The sequence below is a fragment of the Streptomyces sp. NBC_01384 genome (genome assembly GCF_045040035.1).
Classification (GTDB): domain Bacteria; phylum Actinomycetota; class Actinomycetes; order Streptomycetales; family Streptomycetaceae; genus Streptomyces.
In genome coordinates this window covers 918,553-938,755 of record NZ_CP109559.1, presented here as the reverse complement: position 1 = coordinate 938,755, position 20,203 = coordinate 918,553, and the positions used below count along the sequence as shown (strand labels likewise).

Genomic DNA, 20,203 nt, shown 5'->3' with positions numbered 1-20,203 from the left:
CGGCCCCGCTCGGCACTTCCTACAGTCGGAAACATGAGTGCCACCGTGGAGGCCCGTGGACCGAAGGACGTCACGGGACCCGTACGGCCGCCTGGGGGCGGATTCCTCAGCAAGGTGCCCGAAGGCTTCGCCGCCTTCTTCGGTGCCCTCTCCGTCCTCTGCGTCCTGCTGGCCTTCATCGCCCCGCTGCGCCGCCTGCTGCGCCCCGTCGTGGACTTCCTCGACCTGCTGATCGTCCCGGTCAGCGCCAACCTCGCCTACGCCGTCTTCCTCTTCCTGCTCGCCGCCGCGACCGCCGCCCGCAAGAAGATCGCCTGGTGGCTGGTGGTGGTCTATCTCGGCCTGCTGGTCTTCTTCGACATCGTCGGTCTCGCGATGGGCCTGTACGCCGAGTCGCTGCCGTCCTTCGTCGTCTGCGGACTGCTGCTGGTGCTTCTGCTCGTGGCGCGCCGCGAGTTCTACGCCGACTCCCGGCGCGGCGCGGTATGGCGGGCCCTGGCCGTACTGCTGGTCGGGCTCGTCGTGGCGATCCTGCTGGGCTGGGTCCTGGTCGAACTGTTCCCCGGCACCCTGCCGCGCGGCGAACGGCTGCTGTGGGCGGCCAGCCGGGTGTGCGGCGGACTGGTCTCCAGCGGCTCTTTCAGCGGACGCCCGCCCCGCAAGCTCTACTTCCTCCTCGGCCTCTTCGGCGCCCTCGCCCTGCTCAACGCCGCCGCCGCGCTCTTCCGCTCGCAGCGCCTGGAGGCGGCCCTGCGCGGCGACGACGAAGCCCGTATCCGCGCCCTGCTCCAGGCGTACGGCGCCGACGACTCCCTCGGCTACTTCGCCACCCGCCGCGACAAGGCCGTGGTCTTCTCGCCCAGCGGCAAGGCCGCCGTGACCTACCGTGTCGAGGCCGGTGTCTGTCTCGCCAGCGGAGACCCCGTCGGCGACCGTGAGGCCTGGCCGCACGCCATCGAGGCCTGGCTCGACCTGGCCCGCCGTTACGCCTGGGCGCCCGCCGTCATGGGCGCCTCCGAGGACGGTGCCAAGGCCTTCGTGCGCGCCGGGCTCGGCGCACTCCAGCTCGGCGACGAGGCGATCCTGCACGTCGCCGACTTCGACCTGGACGGCCGCGACAAGCGCGTCACCCGTCAGGCCGTCCACCGGGTACGGCGCACCGGCGCCACCTGCCGGGTACGCCGCCACTCCAGTCTCACCGACGAGGAGATGGAGGAGCTCATCGACAAGGCGGACGCCTGGCGCGACACCGAGACCGAGCGCGGCTTCTCCATGGCCCTCGACCGGCTCGGCGACCCCGCCGACGGCGACTGCCTCCTCGTCGAGGCCCTGAGCCCCGACGGCAAGCTCCTCGCGCTGCTCTCCTTCGTGCCCTGGGGCAAGGACGGCATCTCGCTCGACCTGATGCGCCGGGACCGCAGCGCCCCCAACGGCGTCATGGAGTTCATGGTCGCCGAGGTGTGCGCGGCGGCCGGGAAGTTCGGCGTACGGCGCGTCTCCCTCAACTTCGCGGTGTTCCGGTCGGTCTTCGAGGAGGGCGCCCGCATCGGTGCCGGACCGGTGCTCAGGCTCTGGCGCAGGCTGCTGCTGTTCTTCTCCCGGTGGTGGCAGCTGGAGGCGCTGTACCGGTCCAACGCCAAGTACCACCCCGAGTGGTACCCGCGCTTCATCTGCTACCGCGAGACCGGCTCCCTCGCCCGCATCGGTCTGGCGTCCGGCATCGCCGAGGGCTTCGTCTCCGTGCCCTCGCTGCGCAAGCTCTGGGGCAAGGGCCACACCAAGGCCGGACCTCAACCCGCGACCACCGCGGGCCTGCCCCCGCTGTCGGCCCTCGGCCTCGATGCCGGGGCCGGGGCCGGGGCCGCCGATCCGACCGCGGGCCTGCCCGAACAGGTCCGCGTCCGGCACCGCACGCTCGACCGGCTCCGTGCCACCGGCACCGACCCCTACCCGGTGGGCGTCCCGTCGCGCACCCACACCCTCGCCGAGGTCCGCGCGGGACTGGCAGGAGAGACAAGGCATGCGGAACAGGCAGGGCATGCGGGACAGCATGTGCGGGTCGCCGGGCGTGTGATCCTCGTACGCGATTTCGGCGGTATCGTGTTCGCCGTCCTGCGCGACTGGTCCGGCGACCTCCAACTCGCCCTCACCCGCGAGGAATCCGGGCCCGCCCTCGTCCGGTTCCGCACGGACGTCGACATCGGCGACCACCTCACCGCCGAGGGCCTCGTCGGCGTCAGCGACAAGGGCGAACCGACCGTCTTCGTCACGTCCTGGCAGCTCATCGGCAAGTGCCTGCGCCCGCTGCCCGACAAACGCCGAGGCCTCGCCGACCCCGAGGCGAAGGTGCGCCGCCGCTATCTCGACCTGGTGTCCAGCCCCGGCGCCCGCGAGATCGTCCGGGCTCGCTCCACCGTCGTCCAGGCGCTGCGCCAGGGCTTGCTGGACCGCGGCTACCTCGAGGTCGAGACACCGATGCTCCAGCAGATCCACGGCGGCGCCAACGCCCGCCCCTTCACCACCCACATCAACGCCTACGACCTGAACATGTATCTCCGCATCGCCCCCGAGCTCTACCTCAAACGACTGTGCGTGGGCGGCCTGGAGAAGGTCTTCGAACTGGGCCGCACCTTCCGCAACGAGGGCATTTCCTACAAGCACAACCCCGAGTTCACGATGCTGGAGGCCTACCAGGCCTTCGCCGACTACGACGTGATGCTCGACCTCACCCGCGAACTGATCCAGGGCGCGGCGCGAGCCGCCTTCGGCGCGCCGATCGCCCGCAAGGGCGGCACCGAGTACGACATCTCCGGTCCGTGGCCGGTCAAGACGGTGCACGGCGCGATCTCCGAGGCCCTGGGGGAGGAGGTGAGCCCCGACACGCCGGTGGAGGCCCTGCGGCGGCTGTGCGACCGCGTGGGCGTGCCGTACCGGGCGGACGGCGGACGCGGTGACGTCGTACTGGAGATGTACGAACGACTGGTCGAGGAGAAGACCCGACTGCCCGTGTTCTACAAGGACTTCCCGACCGACATCTCCCCGCTCGCCCGGCAGCACCGCACCGACCCGCGTCTCGCCGAGCGCTGGGACCTCGTTGCCTTCGGCACCGAACTGGGCACCGCCTACTCGGAGTTGACTGATCCGGTGGAGCAACGGCGGCGGCTGACCGCGCAGTCGCTGCGGGCCGCGGGGGGAGATCCCGAGGCGATGGAGCTCGACGAGGACTTCCTCGACGCGCTGGAGTACGCCATGCCGCCGACCGGCGGGCTCGGCATCGGAGTGGACCGGTTGGTCATGTTCCTCACGGGGCTGACGATTCGCGAGACACTGCCGTTCCCCCTGGTGCGCCGCCGCTGAGCTGGTGCCAATGGGTGCTTTCCCGGGTCGTACGGGTGTTGCTCGGCCACGCTACGCCTCTATTGGGCGAATGATAAGTCATGAAATATGATCACCTGCCCACGCGGCGCCGAGTGTTGATCGCCGGTGCCGCCGTCCTGGCGGCGGCGGGGGCGACGGGCACGGCCCGCGTCCTCACCGCCGAACCGGCCGCAGGCCCGCCACGAAGCGCACCGCCGGTCGCCGGCCCGCAGGTGCGCCGGGCTCTCAAGCCCTCCGCCTACCGCCTCCAGCCGATGGCCGGAGACGGCCCGCCGCACCGGACGCCCGCGCGGACCGCCGTCCGGGACGAGCCGATCCTGCGGATGAGCGGGCGCGGCCGCACGATGGTGCTGACCTTCGATGACGGCCCCGATCCGCGCTACACCCCGGACATCCTGCGTACCCTGCGCAAGCACGACGTACGGGCGATGTTCTTCGTATGCGGGGAGATGGCCGTCGACAACAAGGATCTGCTGGCCGAGATGGCCGACGACGGGCACATCGTCGGCAACCACACGTGGACCCACCCGTTGCTGATCCAGCTCTCGCGCTCCCAGATTCGCTCCGAGATCGAGCGCACCTGCGACGTCATCGAGGATGCCTACGGCGAACGGCCCGTCTGGTTCCGCGCGCCGTACGGTGCCTGGAACCGGGCCACCTTCCAGATCGGCGCCGACCTGGGCATGGAGCCGTTCGCCTGGACGGTCGACTCCCTGGACTGGACCACCCCCATCCCCAGCGCCGGCGCCATCGCCGGCCGAGTGGAGAACGGCGCCGCCCCGGGCGTCATCGTCCTCTCGCACGACGCGGGCGGCGACCGCTCCCGGAGCGTCCGGGCCCTGCGCGACTATCTCCCCGTACTGCTCGATTCCGGCTACGACCTCACCGTGCCCCACCGCCAGGACACCTGACCCCGGCCCGCCCGAACTCCGGGGCTCCGCCAGGGCCCCGGGGGCTCTGCCGCCCGGTCCGCCGACGAGTTGGGCACTCTGCCCGGGCCCGTCGGCGGGCCGAGGGAATCCGGGCGGCCGGTCGGGGAACGTTCAGCGGGCGTCGACCAAGCGGGCGAACACGACGACGTTTCCGTCGTAGCCGTGTTGCTTGGAGAAACCGCCGCCGCAGGTGATGACGCGCAATTCGGGGGTGCCCTTGCTGCCGTATACGCGATCGCCGGGGAAGTTGCTCTTTTCGAAGACCTCGATGCCGTAGATCTCGAATGTCGCGGTCTTCCCGTCCTTTCGCATTACCTCGACCCGGTTTCCCTTCTTGAGGGCCCCGAGCCCGTAGAAGACGGCGGGTCCCCGGTTGTTGTCCACGTGGCCCACGATCACCGCCGTGCCCTTCTCGCCGGGCGAGACCGCGCCGGTGAACCAGCCCGCGAGATTCGCGTTGTCGGGCGGCGGCGCGTCGACCCACCCGTCCGCGTCGAGACCCACCGGCACGACCGGGGCGTCGACCTTGATCGCCGGGATCCTGACCCGGTCCACCGCGGAGAACGGCAGCGAGGCGGGCGCGCTCGCCGAGGTACCGTCGGGCGTCTGGCTGTCCGCTGCCGCTGCCGCCGCCGTCGCGGGCTGCGGAGGGCCCACATCGAACTCACCGGAACCGTTCCGAATGAGTGCGAGGCCGGTCAGCAGAACAAGCGCTATTACGCCCCACGGGGCGCGCTTCTTCTGCCGCTCCTCCTCTTCGGCCACCTCGGACGCAAACATTCGCAATCCCCTCTCGACACGGCCGTCGCCGCGTCCGTCGCGCATACGAGAAAGCTAAGTGCAGCATGCCCGCCGAGCGACGGGGCGCAGGCGAACGGGTGGCGGAGTGCCACCGTGGTGAGCCATCCGAGTTGCCGAGGGCCAGGAACTTTCTGACGGTCCATGACCTGCGGCAATATCCGATTGTGTGGAATTCTCTCGGCGTGTCTTCTCACCAGGACGGACCATTCTCGAAATGCGGCCCTGTACATGGCATCTGAGGGTCTGTCTGGGAGGCGCTTTCTCGCCGATCGACCGGGGACGGTTCCCGGGGCGTCTTCCGCGGAGGATCACATGCGTGCAACTCGTGCCCTGGCGGTCTCTGCCGCCGTGGTCGCCGCGGTGGGGCTCGCCGCCCCGGCGGCGACGGCCTCGAACGAACCGGGCAACAACGAACCGGGCAACAACGAACGACTGGGCAACCCCGGTGGACCGGGCAACGGTACTGGACTGGACAACGGTGCTGTACTGAACAACGGTGCTGTACTGAACAACGGGGGTGTGCTGAACAACGGGGGTGTGCTGAGTAACGGCGGTGTGCTGGGCAACGGCGGTGTACTGGTCGACGGCGGTCGGTTGGGTGACGGCGGGCGTCTGGGTGGCAATGGCCGGTTGGGTGGCAATGGCCGGTTGGGTGATAACGGCCGGTTGGGTGATAACGGCCGGTTGGGTGATAACGGGCGGTTGGGTGACAACGGGCGGTTGGGTGACAACGGGCGGTTGGGTGACAACGGGCGGTTGGGTGACAACGGCCGGTTGGGTGACAACGGCCGGTTGGGTGACAACGGGCGCCTGGGTGACAACGGCCGGTTGGGCGACGGCGGGCGTCTGGGTGACAATGGCCGACGGGGTGATGAGGGCCGACGGGGTGATGAGGGCCGACGGGGTCGCGACGAACTGAGAAACATTGTCGCCCGGCCCAGCGTCATCGCGCGGGGCGGTCAGCTGACGGTCACCGTGGACGGCGAAGCGTGCCAAAGGCCCGGCAGCACGGTCTCCTCGCGGGTCTTCCGCACCACCCGGCTGCGCCGGGTGGGTGGCGACACGTTCGCCGCCGTGGTCACCGTCGACCGGGATGCGCGCCCGGGGTGGTACGACATCACGGCCCGCTGCGGCGACCGAAGGCTGACCCGGCCCGACGCCTTCACCGTCATCGGTGGTGTCAGCGGAGGTCTCGGCGGCAGCAGCTCCAGCGGAGCGACGCCCACCGACATGGCGATCGGTGGCGGGCTGGTGGCCGCGGCTGTGGTCGGCGGCGGGGTGTTCTGGATGCGCCGCAGGTCCGAGAAGCGGACCTGACCGGCAGGTCGCAGCAGCCGATCCGGCCGATTTCACCCCTCCGGCGCGCACGTGACAGTCCTTCGCCCCGGATCCTGCCGAGAGGTCCGGGGGGCGAAGGACTGTGCGCGGTGCGGTCAGGAGTCGTCGGCGCGGCGGCGCGCCATGTACCACGCGGTACCGACGCAGCCACCGGTGAGCGCGGCTCCCAGACCGATCTCCCTCAGGTCGAAACCGCCTACGCTGCCGCCGACACCGGCCCTGACACCCCGCTGCACCGGGACGGGGTCGCGGGCAGACTCGCCGTTGTCGCCGTTGTTGGTGGTGCGGCCGTTGTTGCTGGTGCGGGCACCCGCGATCGTGACCTCGGTGTGCCCGCTCTCGTTGCCGCACTGGAACGTCACCTCGTACACGGCGCCCGCTCTGACGCCCCGGTCTATCAGGGCCGTCGCCGACGACTGTCCCCTGGGGATGCTGACCGCGTCGAAGACTTCCGAGGAGACCCTGGCGACGGAGTTGCAGCTCTCCGCGTTCAGCCGGAGCCGCCCGCCCGCCTCGATGGTCTGTGGCTGCACATTGAAGCCGAACGAGGTGATGTTGCTGTTGCCCCGGCCGCTGTCGCGGCCGCCGTCGCCGCTTTCGTCGCCGTTCCCGGCGAGGGCGGCGGATGCGGAGAGGGTCAGGGCGGTCACGCCCAGCAGTGCGGCCGAAGCGACGCCTATCGCGTGCATGGTGATCCTCCGGGTCTCCGAGGAGCCGCGCCGCGGACCTGTTCCGACTGCGCGTGAGATGCACCTCGATGACCGGAACGCTAGGAAAGGGTGCGCACGGGCGCGATCGTAGTCGCGCGAATGGGGTAACGGTGTGGGCCGTACGGGCGACAGCGTATGTGCGGACGGGGGACGGACACGGCGTGGCGTCCGTCCCCCTGCTGCCCGTTCCCCTGCGTGAGAGTCCGTCTGTTGAGAGTCTGTCTGTTGAAACCCCGTTTACTGAGCGCCCGTCACCCCGGAAGGTGCGGGAACAGTGCCGTGAACGGCTCCGCCGAGGCCGTGATCCCCCGGCTGTAGGGCGCGTCGAAGTCCCAGATCAGGAAGAGCAGGAAGGTGATCAGGGCGGAGAAGAGCCCGGCGAGGATCAGCTCGCGCCTGGTGCGCCGGATCTGCAGCGCGAACACCATGCCGATCGTGACCACGGCACCGGTGATCAGCCCGAACCACACCACCCCCGGCATGGTCGCGTCCGTCGAGTCGGCGCGGGCGTTGCGTGCCGCGTCGGCCGCGGTCACCTGGTCGACCAGCGGCTGGTAGGCCTGGGCCTCGAAGTCGGACTTCGGCCGGTAGTCGGTGACGTCCTGGCGGACGACCTCGAAGAGCCGGCCGCCCTTGGCCGTCACATGGCCGTGGTCGGCCATGGTCTTCCACTCGGTTTTGACGACGTGACCGACGTACGCGTCGACGTCGCCGCGGATGCGGTCGCGCACGTCCGGCGGGTAGGCCCGGACCCGCTCCGAGATCTCGTGCAGGGCCTGGGCCTCCGCCTGCACATGGTCCTGGGCGGCGCTGCGGGCCTCCCAGACACCGGCGATGGCCAGTCCCAGGACGATGGCGTAGACCACGCCGATCATCATGGTCATGTATTCGATCACGTCCGGGGTCTCGGACGGATCCTCGTCATCGGGGGCCCTGCGGGTACGTAGGAGGGACACGACCAGGACGACGACACACGCCGCCGCCATCGCGAGGACGAGAACAAGCCATTCCGACAAGGATGCCTCCAGGGGTCAGCGCGGACGCAGCGCCGCGACGGCGAGCAACGCGGGCACGGTGACGAGCAGGGTGAGCGAGACCAGGGACGGTCCGCTGCGGGGCGAGTGCTTGCGCGCGGGGGCGCGATACGCCGGATAACTCACCGGGGTCACCGACGGCTTGGGACGCGCCTTGCGAGAGGGCGAGGGTGTCGGCGTCGGCGTCGGTGTTGGCGAGGGCGCCGGTCTCGGCGGCGGAGCCACGGCGGGGGGCCGCGGGGTCGGCGAGGCGGGCGGAGGCGGTGGTGGTGGGGGAGCGGGAGGCGGCGGTTTCGGCCTGGGCTCGGGCGGGGGTGCGGGCGGTGGCGGTGGCGGTGGTTTCGGGGTGGGCGGGGGCGAGGGTGGCGGCGGGCTGATGGTGCAGAGGCCGCCGCCGGCGACCGCCACCGCGTCCGTGCCGTCCGGGCCGATGGAGGCGTACGCGCAGGAGTCGGCGACCGCCGTCGAGGCCGGCGCGCCGCCGATGATCCAGGTCAGCGTCAGCAGCGCCAACACCCGTATGACGAGGGCGGACCGGGTCCGCTGTGGTCCATGCACGACGGAGATCATGAGGCGTACCGTGCCCGCGCACGCCGGAGCGGCGGGTATTGCCCCCGAACGAAGGACGTGCGGGTCGGAGCGGTTTGGCGGCCCTGCGGGACACGGCCGCCAAGGTGGGCACAGGTGCGCGAAAAACGCCGGCCCCGGCGCCGTCACAGCAGAGCGCCGCGTGGGCGCCGTGAAGGAGTCCGTGCGAAGCCGCCGCCGGTGTCGGACGGTGCTGTCGGCGGTCTCGGGCGGGCGGCGTCACGGGTCTCGTACGGGCCCTGTCGGGGGTCTCCGGCGGACGTCGGCGAAGGGTTCGCGCGGGTCGTGTCACAGTGTTCGGAAAGTTTTTTGCGCGCACGTTGAACACATCCGCCACCCCCGCCCGTACCTAAGGCCATGCGCGGCGCAGCAGGGCGCTGCAACCCTTATGCGAACAGTGGGAGTTACCCAATGAAGACCTCCTGGCGGAGCGCCTCACTCGTAGCGACAGCTGCGGCCGTGCTGGCGCTCACGACGGCGTGTGGTCAGGACTCGGGGACCACCCCGTCGACGGGCACCCAGAACGTGGGCGCCGCCGCGGCTGCCAATGGTTACGGTCAGCCCACCACCAGCAGCACCAGTGCTCCCAACGGCTACGGCGCGGACCAGCAGAGCGCCGCGCCGAAGGCGGCATCCGCGGGTCAGCTCGCCGTCGCGGAGAGCACGACGCTCGGCAAGGTTCTTACCGACAGCGCCGGCTTCACCCTGTACCGCTTCGACAAGGACACGGCCCAGCCGCCCAAGTCGAACTGTGACGGCGACTGCGCGACCGCTTGGCCGCCCGTTCCCGCCGACGGCGCCACGGCCGCCACCGGTGTGGACAAGGCACTGCTCGGCGAGGTCACCCGCTCCGACGGCACCAAGCAGCTGACCATCGGCGGCTGGCCGATGTACCGGTACGCCAAGGACACCAAGGCCGGTGACACCAACGGCCAGGGCGTCGGCGGTATTTGGTACGCGTCCGCCCCCGACGGCAAGAAGGCGACCCTGGCCTCCCTGCCGGGCCTGTCGACCCGCAAGGACCCCAAGCTCGGTGAGATCATCGTCGACAAGAACGGCATGACGGTCTACCGCTTCCTGAAGGACCAGGCCTGGCCCGTCCCGAAGTCCGCATGCATCGGCGCCTGCCTGGAGAAGTGGCCCGTCGTCGCCCCGGTCCCGGCCAGTGACACCAAGGGCGTCCAGAAGAAGGGTCTGATGGGCTTCACCCGTCCGGACGGCGCCAAGCAGATGACCGTCAACTGCTGGCCCATCTACACCTTCTCCGGTGACAAGGCCCCCGGGGACACCAACGGTCAGGGCGTGGGTGGTACCTGGTACGCCGTCGCCCCCAACGGCAAGCCGGTCGGCGTGTCGAAGTAGAGGATCACCTCCCCAGGGTTGATCGATCTCGCCCGGAACAACGGATCGCGGAAGGGAGTGGACCAGGACTGCCAAGTGTGCCGGACGAACGGAACAACGCGCGCGACCCCGGTCCGCCCCCTCCGCACCGCACGGAGGGGGCGGGCCGTTTGGCGTGCGCGCGGTTCACTCGGCGTACGAACGCCCGAAAGTTTTCCACACCCGGGGTCGGCCGACGCTCCGCGTACCGTCGCGACGCTTCGTAACTCCCGGGAACTTTTTGGAATGCTTCGCATCGATTTCGCGGTGACAGCGGACGGCGTGTTCGACTGACCTGCAGGGGGCGGCAATTCGGCACATGCCCGGGGCAGTGACGGTGAACGGACGGTCAATTTCCGTTTTGACTCGCTCCTTTGGCGGGCGATCAGTAGCCTCAGCTCGAACACCGGATCGCCTACGCCGTCGACTACGCCTTGGAGAGATAGATGGAGCGTCCCGCCTGGGCCCCCCGGAGCATTGACATCTCGGTGCCGAGCGTGTCCCGTATCTATGACTACTACCTGGGCGGTTCGCACAACTTCGAGGTCGACCGGGAAGCCGCGCGCAAGGCGATGGAGTTCATGCCGGGACTGCCCAAGATCATGCAGGCGAACAGGGCGTTCATGCGCCGCGCCGTGCGGTTCGCGGCCGACGAGGGCATCGACCAGTTCCTCGACATCGGCTCCGGCATCCCGACCTTCGGCAACGTCCACGAGATCGCCCAGACGGCCAGGCCCGGCGCGCACGTGGTGTACGTCGACCACGACCCGGTCGCCGTCGCTCACAGCCAGGCCGTCCTGCGGGAGAACGAGGACGCGGACGTGGTCGCGGCCGATCTGCTCAAGCCCCAGGAGATCCTGGCGAGCCCCCAGGTGCAGCGGCTGATCGACCTGAACCGTCCGGTCGCCCTCCTCCTCGTTGCCATACTGCACTTCGTGGAGGACGTGGACGACCCGTACGGTGCCTTGGCCGAGCTGCGCGACGCGCTGGCGCCGGGCAGTCTGCTCGTCGTCACGCATGCCTCGTACGAGGGAATTCCGCTCCCCGAGGAGCGGGCCGCGGGCGCGGTCGACGTGTACAAGGACATCCGTAATCCGCTGATCATGCGCTCGCGCGAGGAGATCGCGCGGTTCTTCGAGGGGTACGACATGGTGGAACCCGGACTGGTGCCGATGCCGATCTGGCGGCCCGACACGGCACCCGAGGACGAGGATCCGTATTCCTTCTCCGGGTTCGCCGGCGTGGGGCGCACGGCGTGACCGCGGAGCCGGACGGGCCGGAGGACAGACTGCGCAGGTTCGCGACGATCTGGAGCCGGGCGGTGTTCCCGGTCACCTCCACGTCGCTGACCCGGCCGGAGTTCGAGCAGCGACTGGTGCCGCTCGCCCGGCGGTTGAGCGATGCGCTGCGAGCCAGGACCTTCGACGCGGCCGAAGGGCAGGCGGTCGGCGCCGCACTCGTCGCCGCGCACTGCACGGCCCCGGAGGCGCTGAGCCGCACCCTCGACTGCGTCGACGCCTATCTGGTGCTCTACTGCGGCGAGGACGGGCCCCAGGAGGCCCTGCGGACCCGCTCGGTGCGTCTGCAGCACGCCATGGCCGCGGGTTTCGCGGGTGCGCTGCGGGAGCGGACGCTCGCCGAACAGGAGGCCATCTACCAGGCGACGTTGAACGCGCGCAGCACGGTGGCCGAGGCGCTGCACGCGAGCGAGGCGCGCTTCCGCGCGGTCTTCGAGGGCGCGGCCATAGGAATCGGCATCGCCGACCTCGAAGGCAACATCCTGCAGGTCAACGGAGCCCTGCTGCGTATGTTCGGCGGCTCCGAGCAGGGTGTGCGCGGCCGCAAGGTCCCCGAGTGGACGCACCCCGAGGACGCTCCTCAAGTCTGCCGGCTGTACGAGGAGCTGGTACGCGGCGAGCGCGAGCACTACCACGTCGAAAAAGCCTTCTACCGGCCCGACGGCACCGCCCTGTGGACCAATCTGACGGTGTCCCTGCTGCGCGACGCGGACGGCCGGCCGCAGTACCAGCTCGCGCTGATGGAGGACACCACCGAGCGGCGGCTGCTCAATCTGCGGCTGCGCTACGAGGCCACCCACGACGCGCTCACCGGACTGCCCAACCGCACCCTCTTCTTCGAACGCCTGGAGAAGGCGCTGTCCGCGGGCAAGGACCAGCGTTTCGGCCTGTGCTACCTCGATCTCGACGGTTTCAAGACCATCAACGACAGCCTCGGGCACGCGGCCGGCGACCGGCTGCTCGTCGAGGTCGCCGACCGGCTGCAGTCCTGCGCGACGGCTTCCGGCGAGATGGTCGCCCGGCTCGGCGGCGACGAGTTCGTGGCCCTCACCACGGGGCCCGACACCGAGCGCGAGGTGGATGCGCTCGCCGACCGCATCATGAACGCCCTCGTCACTCCGGTGCGGATCGACGGCCGGGAGCTGACGGTCCGTGGCAGCATCGGCATCGTCGAGGGCCCGGCGGGCGAGCGCGGCCCGGCGGAGGTGCTGCGCAGCGCCGACATCACGATGTACCGCGCCAAGTCCGCGGGCGGCAACCGCTTCGAGCTCGCCGACCCCGAGGCCGACGCCCTCGCCATCACCCGGCACGGCCTCACCACCGCACTCCCGGCCGCCCTGGACCGGGGCGAGTTCTTCATCGAGTACCAGCCGCTCGTGCACCTCGGCGACGGCAGCGTGCACGGCGCGGAGGCGCTGGTGCGCTGGCTGCACCCGCAGCACGGCGTCCTCGGCCCCGACCGGTTCATCCCGCTCGCCGAGCACACCGGACTGATCGTCCCGCTCGGCCGCTGGGTCCTGGAGCAGTCGGTCCGCCAGGCCCGCCAGTGGCAGGAACGACACGGCGACGCGGGTCCGCTGCGGATCAACGTCAACCTCTCGCCCTGCCAGCTGACCCACCCGGGCCTGGTCCAGGACACGGTCGACATCCTGGAGCGTGAAGGGCTGGACGCCGACGTGCTCTGCCTGGAGGTCACCGAGTCCGCGCTGATCGGCGCCGACGACGATCTCCTCAAACCGCTGCGGCGCCTCGCCGAGATGGGCGTCGACATCGCCCTCGACGACTTCGGCACCGGCTACTCCAACCTCGCCAACCTGCGTCGCCTGCCCGTGAGCATCCTCAAGCTGGACCGCTCCTTCACCCAGGGCATGCAGCAGTTCCCGGCGGACCCCGTCGACCTCAAGATCGTCGAGGGTATCGTTTCACTCGCCCACAGCCTCGACCTGGCGGTCACGGTCGAGGGCGTGGAAACGGGCGCCCAGGCCGAGCAGCTGCGGATACTGGGCTGCGACACGGCCCAGGGCTGGTACTACGCCCGCCCGGGACCGCCGGAGCGGCTGCACGAGCTGGCGCTGGTGGACGCCACCGGCTGAGGCTTCGCGCGCGGCGTGGTCTCCTGGAATCGAGACCGCGCCGCCGTGCTGTCCGGGCTTGGGCTCCCGTGAGCGCCGGCGTCATCGGGTCGGACTCGGGGGAGGAGTGGGCGGATGGCGGACGAGCAGCCGATCGTCGGCCGGGAGGCGGAGCTCGCCGAGCTCTCCCGGCTGGCCGCGTCGCCCGACGGCCGGGCCCTGCTGCTGCGCGGCGAGGCGGGCGTCGGCAAGAGCGTCCTGCTGGACGTCGCCGCGACACACGCCACCGCGCTCGGGCACCGCGTCGTCCGTGCGGTCGGCGTCGAGGCGGAGGCACAACTGCCGTACGCGGGCCTGCACCAGCTTCTGTACCCGCTGCTCCCGGAGGCCGCCGACCTCGACCGGGTCACCCGTGCCGCCTTCGACACCGTGTTCGGGCGTACGACGGGCGAGGCGCCCTCCGTGATGGCCCTGGGCATCGCCGTACTCGACCTGCTGGCGCTGGCATCCGGCGACGTACCGCTGCTGGTGGTCGTCGACGACGCCCACTGGTTCGACCCGCAGAGCGCCGAGGTGGGCCGGTTCATCGCCCGTCGGCTGTCCGCGCACGCCGTACGGATGGCCATCGGTGTACGGGCGGACATCCCCTCGGCGTGGGACGCGGCGGGCCTGCCCGAGCTGGCCGTCCCCGCGCTCGGGGCCGGGGCGGCCGCGACCCTCCTCGACGCCCACGCCCCGCACCTGCGCCAGGCCGTCCGCCGCCAGGTCCTCGAACAGGCCCGGGGTAACCCGCTCGCCCTGCTGGAACTGCCGCGCGCCCTGGACGAGGGCACCGTATCGGGCGCCGAGCCGAGCGAACTCCCGCTCTCCCGGCGGCTGGAACACCTCTACGGCGACCGGATCAAGATCCTCGCCCCCGCCGAGCGCACCGAGCTGCTACGGGCCGCGCTCGACGGCGTCGGCACCGGCGCGTCGCCCTCGCCCGCCGACCGGGCCCGCTACCGGCTGAGCGACGTCGACGGCGCCGTGGCCGGGGGACTGCTCACCCCGGACGCGGCCACCGGCGACCTCGTCTTCCGCCATCCACTCGTCCGCTCCGCGCTGCTGCAGTCCGCGACACCGAACGAGCGGCGCGCGGCGCACGCGGAACTCGCCCGGCTGCACCACGCGGACATCGAACGCCACGCCGCCCATCTGGCCGCCGCCACGATCGACCCGGACGAAGCAGTCGCCGCCGTCCTGGAGCGTGCAGCCCGCTCCGCCACGGCCCGCGGCGGCGCGGCGTCCGCCGTCGCGCTGCTGACCCGGGCCGCCGAGCTCAGCCCGGGGGCCGCGTCGCGCTCCCGGCGGCTGGGTGACGCCGCGTTCGTGGCGGCCCAGTCCGCGCTGCTCGACCAGGCGCAGGAACTGCGGGAGGCCTCCGACCGGCTGGCCGGCGCCCACCAGTCGCCCACCGCCGTGATCACCTCCGCGTACGCTGCGCTCTACCAGGACGGCGACGTCCGCTCGGCCCACCGCCGCGTCGCCGCCGCGCTCGAAGCACTGCCGACGGACACCGACCCCCAGACCCGGACCCGGCTGCTCAACCTGCTGCTCGCCATCAGCCTGTTCTCCGCCGAACCGGCCCTCTGGTCGGTCACCGACACGCTGGTGGATGCCGCTGCCGCCGAGCCCTCGACCGTGCTCTACCGTGACGCGTTCGGCGATGTCGCCCGGCGCGGCGCGGGCGCGCGCGAACGGGTCCAGGACGCCTTCGCCCGGCTCGGCGAGGAACAGCCGTGGGACGTCATGCGGCTCGGGGTGGCGGCCTACTACCTCGACGCGCTCGGCGACCACCGCCTGCTGGTGCGCCGCGTAGCCGACCGCGAGGCGGGCAGCGGGGCGGTCACCAACGCCATGACCCTGCTCCAGCTGGTCATGCTCGACCAGATCAACAGCGGCGAGTGGGATGCCGCAGAGCGCACCGGCGAGCGCGGCCTGGAACTCACCACCGCGCACGGCTACGCCCTGTTCGAGCACCAGTACCACGGCTTCCTCGGCCTGATCGCCGCCTGGCGCGGTGACGCCGAGCGGGCCTCGGCGGCGCTGAACCGGCTCGACCGCTGGGCCCGACCGCGCGGCGTCGGCTACCTCACCCAGCTCGCCGAGGCCATCGGCGCCGCCACGCACCTCACGGCGGGGGACTTCGAAGGGGCGTACGCCTACGCGAGCGGCCTCACCGTGCCGGGCGTCTTCACGCCCTACTCCCAGCAGGCCGTACGCACGCTGCTGGACCTGGTGGAGTCCGCCGTGCACACCGGCCGCACCGCCCAGGCCCGCGCGCACGCCGTCGCCGCCCGCGACCAGGGTCTGCCCGCGATCTCCCCGCGCCTCGACTTCCTGACCGCCGCCGCCCTGGCGATGACCGCCTCCGCCGACGACATGGAGGCCCGGGCCGCGTTCGAGCGGGCGGTGGCCCACCCCGCGGGGGCGGAGTTCCCCTTCGAGCTGGCCCGGGTGCGGCTCGCGCAGGGGATGTGGCTGCGACGGGCCCGGGAGCGCGCGGCCGCCCGCACGGTGTTCGAGCAGGCCGCCGAGGCGTTCGACCGACTTGGCGCCGAGCCGTGGGCGCGGCGGGCCCGGGCCGAACTGCGCGCGGCCGGTGCGGCGGCCGGCAAGCCCGCCGAGGGCGGGGGCGACGCCCTCACCGCGCAGGAGCGGCAGATCGCCGAGCTCGCCGCGAGCGGGCTGAGCAACAAGGAGATCGGTGCCCGGCTCTTTCTCTCCCCGCGCACGGTCGGCGCCCACCTCTACCGGGTGTTTCCCAAGCTCGGCATCTCCTCGCGGGCGTCGTTGCGGGACGCGCTGGCGGAAGCCGGGGACTCGACCGAGGGTAGGTGAGGATCCCGGCCGGTGGTACAGCCGTACACAGGTCACCACAGCCATAGGTCGGTCACCGCAGTCATTCGACCGATTCGGCGCCCATGACTGCCGACGGAGTCTGGACCCATCGCGCCGCCCCCGGGGCGGCCCCGAGAAGTCCAGGAGAAGGCCATGTCCGACCCGCGCACCCCTGTCGTCTTCATCCACGGCCTGTGGCTGCACGCCACGTCGTGGGAGCCCTGGATCGGCCTGGCCGACGAGCACGGCTACGCGCCGCTGGCACCCGGCTGGCCCGGCGAGGCCGGCACCGTCGCCGAGGCCCGGCGCCACCCCGAGGCCGTCGCCGGGCTCGGCATCGACGAGGTCACCGAGCACTACGCCGGGATCATCCGCTCCCTCGACCGCCCGCCGGTGCTCATCGGACACTCCTTCGGCGGCCTGATCGCGCAGAAGTTGCTCGGCGCGGGTCTGGGCCGGGCCGCGGTGGCCATCGACCCGGCCCAGATCAAGGGCGTCAAGGCGCTGCCCCCGGCCCAGCTGCGCGCGGGTTTCCCCGTCCTGGGCAACCCCGCCAACCGGGGTCGAGCCGTCTCCCTGACCGCCGCGCAGTTCCGCTACGGGTTCGGCAACGCGCTGGAGCCGGCCGAGTCGGACGACCTGCACGAGCGCCTGACCATTCCCTCGCCGGGGAGGCCGCTGTTCCAGGCCGCGTTCGCCAACTTCGCCCGGCGTTCCCCGGCGGCGGTCGCCACCGGCAACGCCGACCGCGGGCCGCTGCTGCTGATCTCCGGCCAGGCCGACCACACCGTCCCCGACGTGGTGACCCGCTCGGCGTACAGGCTCTACGGCGACTCGTCGGCGGTCACCGAACTCAAGCAGTTCCCCGACCGGGGTCACTCCCTGGTCGTCGACCACGGCTGGCGGACGGTGGCCGAGTACGCCCTGCGGTGGCTGGCCGAGCAGGGCATTCGAGGCCGGGACGCGTCGCACGCCTGACCTCCGCCCCGCACCTCACGTACCCACACATCAGTGATCACTGATCACTGATGGAACTGAAGGAGCTGAGAGAGATGAACACGGAACTTCAGGGCAGGACCGCCGTTGTCACCGGCGCCAGCAAGGGCATCGGACTGGCCATCGCCGAGGTGCTGGCCGGGGCGGGCGCGACGGTGATCGCGGGATCCCGTACGACCACGCCGGGCCTCGACGCGCTGGTCAAGCAGGGCAACGTCACCTGGGTGCCGGTCGACCTCGCCGAACCCGGTGCGGCGCAGCGGCTCGTCGAGGCGGCGGACGGCCGGATCGACGTCCTGGTCAACAACGTCGGCTCGGCCCCGGCCCGGATGGGGGGCTTTGTGTCGGTGACCGACGAGGACTGGCGGCGCACGGTCGATCTGAACCTGCTCACGGCCGTACGGGTCACCCGGGCGGCCCTGCCGCTGATGCTGGAGGCCGGTCAGGGCTCCGTGGTGACGGTCGCCTCGGTCAACGCCACCCTGCCCGACCCGATGGTGATCGACTACAGCGCGGGCAAGGCCGCCCTGGTCGCCTTCTCCAAGGCCCTGTCGAAGGAGGTCGGCCCCAAGGGGATCCGGGTCAACACGGTCAGCCCCGGCCCGGTGGAGACCGAACTGTGGCTCGGCGGCGACGGGGTGGCGGCGACCGTCTCGGCCGCCGCCGGGGTCACCCCCGACGACGTGGTCGCGCAGGTGTCCGGTGCCACGGTCACCGGCCGCTTCTCCCAGCCGGCCGAGGTCGCCGACCTGGTCCTCTTCCTCGCCGGTGACCGCGCCCGCAACATCACCGGCAGCGACTTCGTCATCGACGGCGGCTACATCCCGACCTGGTGACGCGACGGCTACGGCCGCCACCGAAGAGCCCACCTACGGCTTCGCCACCGACCCACCGCACCGAAACGGTGCCCAGCCACCCAGGCCGGGCGCCGCTTCCGTGTCCGTGCCGCTTCCGTGTCCGTGCCGGGCTGTCGCCCGTGCCGGGCTGGTGCGTGGATCGCTCCCCAGCGGGACCTCGGCGGTGGGGGAGGGCGGCGGAGGACTCCGACTCTCGGGGCCCCGGCCGATCACCTAGACCCGCTGCCCCGGTCGGCGTTCCGACCGTCGAGGCCTCCTGCCCAGGTCAGCGCTCCAGCAACATCCGCTGGAGTTCCCGTGCCGCCCGAGGCGGAGCCACGTCGCTGCGGTGGGCCAGGGCGATGGTGCGGTGCAAGCCGGGCTGTGCCAGTGGAGTCACCCGCAGGCCCCGGCCCGACCGCGTCGCCACCATGCGCGGTACGACGGCCACGCCGAGCCCCGCCCGGACGAAGCCCAGCACGGCGTCCATCTCGCCGCCCTCGACGGCGAAGTCCGGCTCGAAGCCCTCGGCCCGGCAGGCGGCGACGGTTAGTTCCCGCAGGTCGTAGCCGTGCCGGAACATGACGAGGCGTTCGCCCTCCAGGTCGGGGATGCGTACCGTACGGCCGCTGCCCGGCGCGGGCACGTCCGGCGACGACACCACCACCAGGTCCTCGCGCAGCAGCTCCACCGTCGTCAGTGCGGGGGACGGGGTGGGGAGCGGGAGCACGACCAGGGCGAGGTCCAACGCGCCGCGCGCGAGTTCCCGTACGAGATCGTGGGAGCCGCCCTCCTCGATCAGCAGCCGGATGCCGGGGTAGCGGTCGTGGAAGGTGCGCAGTACGTCCGGGAGCAGGCCGGTGCACACGCTCGGCGTCGCGCCGAGGCGGACCCGCCCGCTGCGCAGCTGGGCCAGTTCCTGCACCTCATGCCGGGCGGTGTCCGCGTCGGCGAGGATGCGCCGGGCCAGCGGCAGCAACGCCTCACCCGCGTCCGTCAGCGTGATGTTGCCCCGTGCTCGGCGAAAGAGGTCCGCTCCCAACTCCCGCTCCAGCGCCTTGATCTGCTGGGACAGCGACGGCTGGGCGACATGGACCAGATCGGCGGCCCGGGTGAAGTGCCGGGTCTCGGCGACCGCCACGAAGTACTGGAGTTGCTGGAACTGCATCCCATCATCATAGGCATCGACTATCGAAACGAGCCGCACCATGTCTTGGACCGATGGGCACCTTCGGCCCTAGCGTTCCGGAACATGGCTCTGGCAACGCGGACGGACCGACGACCGTCCATGACCCGCACCGTGTGGGACAGCTCCGTCGGGAAGAAGACCGTGATGGCCGTCAGCGGCCTGATCATGCTGCTGTACCTGGTCGTGCACATGCTCGGCAACCTGAAGATCTTCTTCGGGGCGGGCGAGTTCAACCACTACGCGCACTGGCTGCGCACCCTCGGCGAACCGTTCCTGCACTACGAGTGGGCCCTGTGGATCATCCGCGTGGTCCTGGTCGTCGCCGTCGTCGCACACGCCACTGCCGCGTACCAGCTGAGCCGCCGCGACATCAGGGCGCGCCCCAGCAAGTACGTCCACAAGAAGCCCGGGTCCAGCTACGCGACCCGCACGATGCGCTGGGGCGGGATCATCCTCGGCCTGTTCATCGTCTGGCACATCCTCGACCTGACGACCGGCACCGTGCACTCCGGCGGCTTCCAGTCCGGACACCCGTACCAGAACGTGATCGACACCTTCTCGACCTGGTACGGCGACGTGATCTACATCGTCGCGATGCTCGCGCTGGGACTGCACATCCGGCACGGCTTCTGGAGCATGGCCCAGACCCTGGGCGTCGGCAGCCGCACCCGCGACCGCGCACTCAAGACCATCGCCAATGTCCTCGCGCTGGTGCTGACGGTGGGCTTCATCTCCATACCCGTCGGTGTCATGACCGGATTGGTGAGCTGA

General features: G+C 71.2%; 15 protein-coding genes. 10 read left to right on the top strand and 5 right to left on the bottom strand.

What is annotated here, in order from left to right; translation table 11 throughout:
- Nucleotides 1-33: 33 nt before the first annotated feature.
- Both lysX and OG747_RS04070 read left to right on the top strand, forming a co-directional pair.
- Nucleotides 34-3,357 (top strand): bifunctional lysylphosphatidylglycerol synthetase/lysine--tRNA ligase LysX, encoded by a 3,324-nt coding sequence (gene lysX / locus OG747_RS04075; RefSeq protein WP_405877864.1) that lies wholly within the window; start codon nucleotides 34-36, stop codon nucleotides 3,355-3,357.
- An 80-nt stretch (nucleotides 3,358-3,437) separates the two neighbouring features.
- Nucleotides 3,438-4,289: a polysaccharide deacetylase family protein gene (locus tag OG747_RS04070; protein ID WP_405877862.1), complete on the top strand. Its 852-nt coding sequence runs from the start codon at nucleotides 3,438-3,440 to the stop codon at nucleotides 4,287-4,289.
- A 132-nt stretch (nucleotides 4,290-4,421) separates the two neighbouring features.
- Here OG747_RS04070 and OG747_RS04065 read toward each other — a convergent pair whose 3' ends face one another.
- Nucleotides 4,422-5,090, bottom strand: coding sequence for a class F sortase (locus tag OG747_RS04065; protein WP_405877860.1), 669 nt, complete (start codon nucleotides 5,088-5,090; stop codon nucleotides 4,422-4,424).
- Nucleotides 5,091-6,026: 936 nt separating this feature from the next.
- Here OG747_RS04065 and OG747_RS04060 point away from each other — a divergent pair.
- Nucleotides 6,027-6,428 (top strand): hypothetical protein, encoded by a 402-nt coding sequence (locus OG747_RS04060; RefSeq protein WP_405885442.1) that lies wholly within the window; start codon nucleotides 6,027-6,029, stop codon nucleotides 6,426-6,428.
- A gap of 116 nt (nucleotides 6,429-6,544) precedes the next feature.
- On the opposite strand, the gene OG747_RS04055 is transcribed toward OG747_RS04060, so the two are convergent.
- From OG747_RS04055 to OG747_RS04045, 3 genes are all read right to left on the bottom strand, one after another.
- On the bottom strand, nucleotides 6,545-7,138 hold the full coding sequence (locus tag OG747_RS04055) for a hypothetical protein (RefSeq protein ID WP_405877858.1): 594 nt from the start codon (nucleotides 7,136-7,138) through the stop codon (nucleotides 6,545-6,547).
- A 272-nt stretch (nucleotides 7,139-7,410) separates the two neighbouring features.
- The gene (locus tag OG747_RS04050) at nucleotides 7,411-8,175 is read right to left on the bottom strand and encodes a hypothetical protein (protein WP_405877856.1); all 765 of its coding nucleotides are present in this window, start codon (nucleotides 8,173-8,175) and stop codon (nucleotides 7,411-7,413) included.
- 15 nt (nucleotides 8,176-8,190) lie between these two features.
- Complete coding sequence (locus OG747_RS04045; RefSeq protein ID WP_405877854.1) at nucleotides 8,191-8,763, bottom strand: hypothetical protein; 573 nt, start codon at nucleotides 8,761-8,763, stop codon at nucleotides 8,191-8,193.
- Nucleotides 8,764-9,192: 429 nt separating this feature from the next.
- On the opposite strand from OG747_RS04045, the gene OG747_RS04040 reads away from it, so the two are divergent.
- From OG747_RS04040 to OG747_RS04015, 6 genes are all read left to right on the top strand, one after another.
- Nucleotides 9,193-10,143, top strand: a complete 951-nt coding sequence (locus OG747_RS04040) for an SCO0930 family lipoprotein (RefSeq protein ID WP_405877852.1) — start codon at nucleotides 9,193-9,195, stop codon at nucleotides 10,141-10,143.
- Nucleotides 10,144-10,607: 464 nt separating this feature from the next.
- A complete protein-coding gene (locus OG747_RS04035; RefSeq protein WP_405877850.1) occupies nucleotides 10,608-11,420 on the top strand; it encodes an SAM-dependent methyltransferase in 813 nt (270 codons plus the stop codon).
- Entirely contained in the window at nucleotides 11,417-13,552 is a 2,136-nt protein-coding gene (locus tag OG747_RS04030) for a putative bifunctional diguanylate cyclase/phosphodiesterase (RefSeq protein ID WP_405877848.1), read from the top strand. The genes OG747_RS04035 and OG747_RS04030 overlap by 4 nt, the downstream gene beginning before the upstream one ends.
- Before the next feature lie 114 nt (nucleotides 13,553-13,666).
- Complete coding sequence (locus OG747_RS04025) at nucleotides 13,667-16,411, top strand: AAA family ATPase (protein ID WP_405877846.1); 2,745 nt, start codon at nucleotides 13,667-13,669, stop codon at nucleotides 16,409-16,411.
- Nucleotides 16,412-16,564: 153 nt separating this feature from the next.
- Nucleotides 16,565-17,389: an alpha/beta hydrolase gene (locus OG747_RS04020; RefSeq protein WP_405877844.1), complete on the top strand. Its 825-nt coding sequence runs from the start codon at nucleotides 16,565-16,567 to the stop codon at nucleotides 17,387-17,389.
- Between the two features lie 74 nt (nucleotides 17,390-17,463).
- Nucleotides 17,464-18,243: an oxidoreductase gene (locus OG747_RS04015; RefSeq protein WP_405877842.1), complete on the top strand. Its 780-nt coding sequence runs from the start codon at nucleotides 17,464-17,466 to the stop codon at nucleotides 18,241-18,243.
- A gap of 286 nt (nucleotides 18,244-18,529) precedes the next feature.
- On the opposite strand, the gene OG747_RS04010 is transcribed toward OG747_RS04015, so the two are convergent.
- Complete coding sequence (locus OG747_RS04010; protein WP_405877840.1) at nucleotides 18,530-19,411, bottom strand: LysR family transcriptional regulator; 882 nt, start codon at nucleotides 19,409-19,411, stop codon at nucleotides 18,530-18,532.
- 120 nt (nucleotides 19,412-19,531) lie between these two features.
- Here OG747_RS04010 and OG747_RS04005 point away from each other — a divergent pair, with 120 nt between their 5' ends.
- On the top strand, nucleotides 19,532-20,203 hold the full coding sequence (locus OG747_RS04005; RefSeq protein ID WP_405877838.1) for a succinate dehydrogenase: 672 nt from the start codon (nucleotides 19,532-19,534) through the stop codon (nucleotides 20,201-20,203).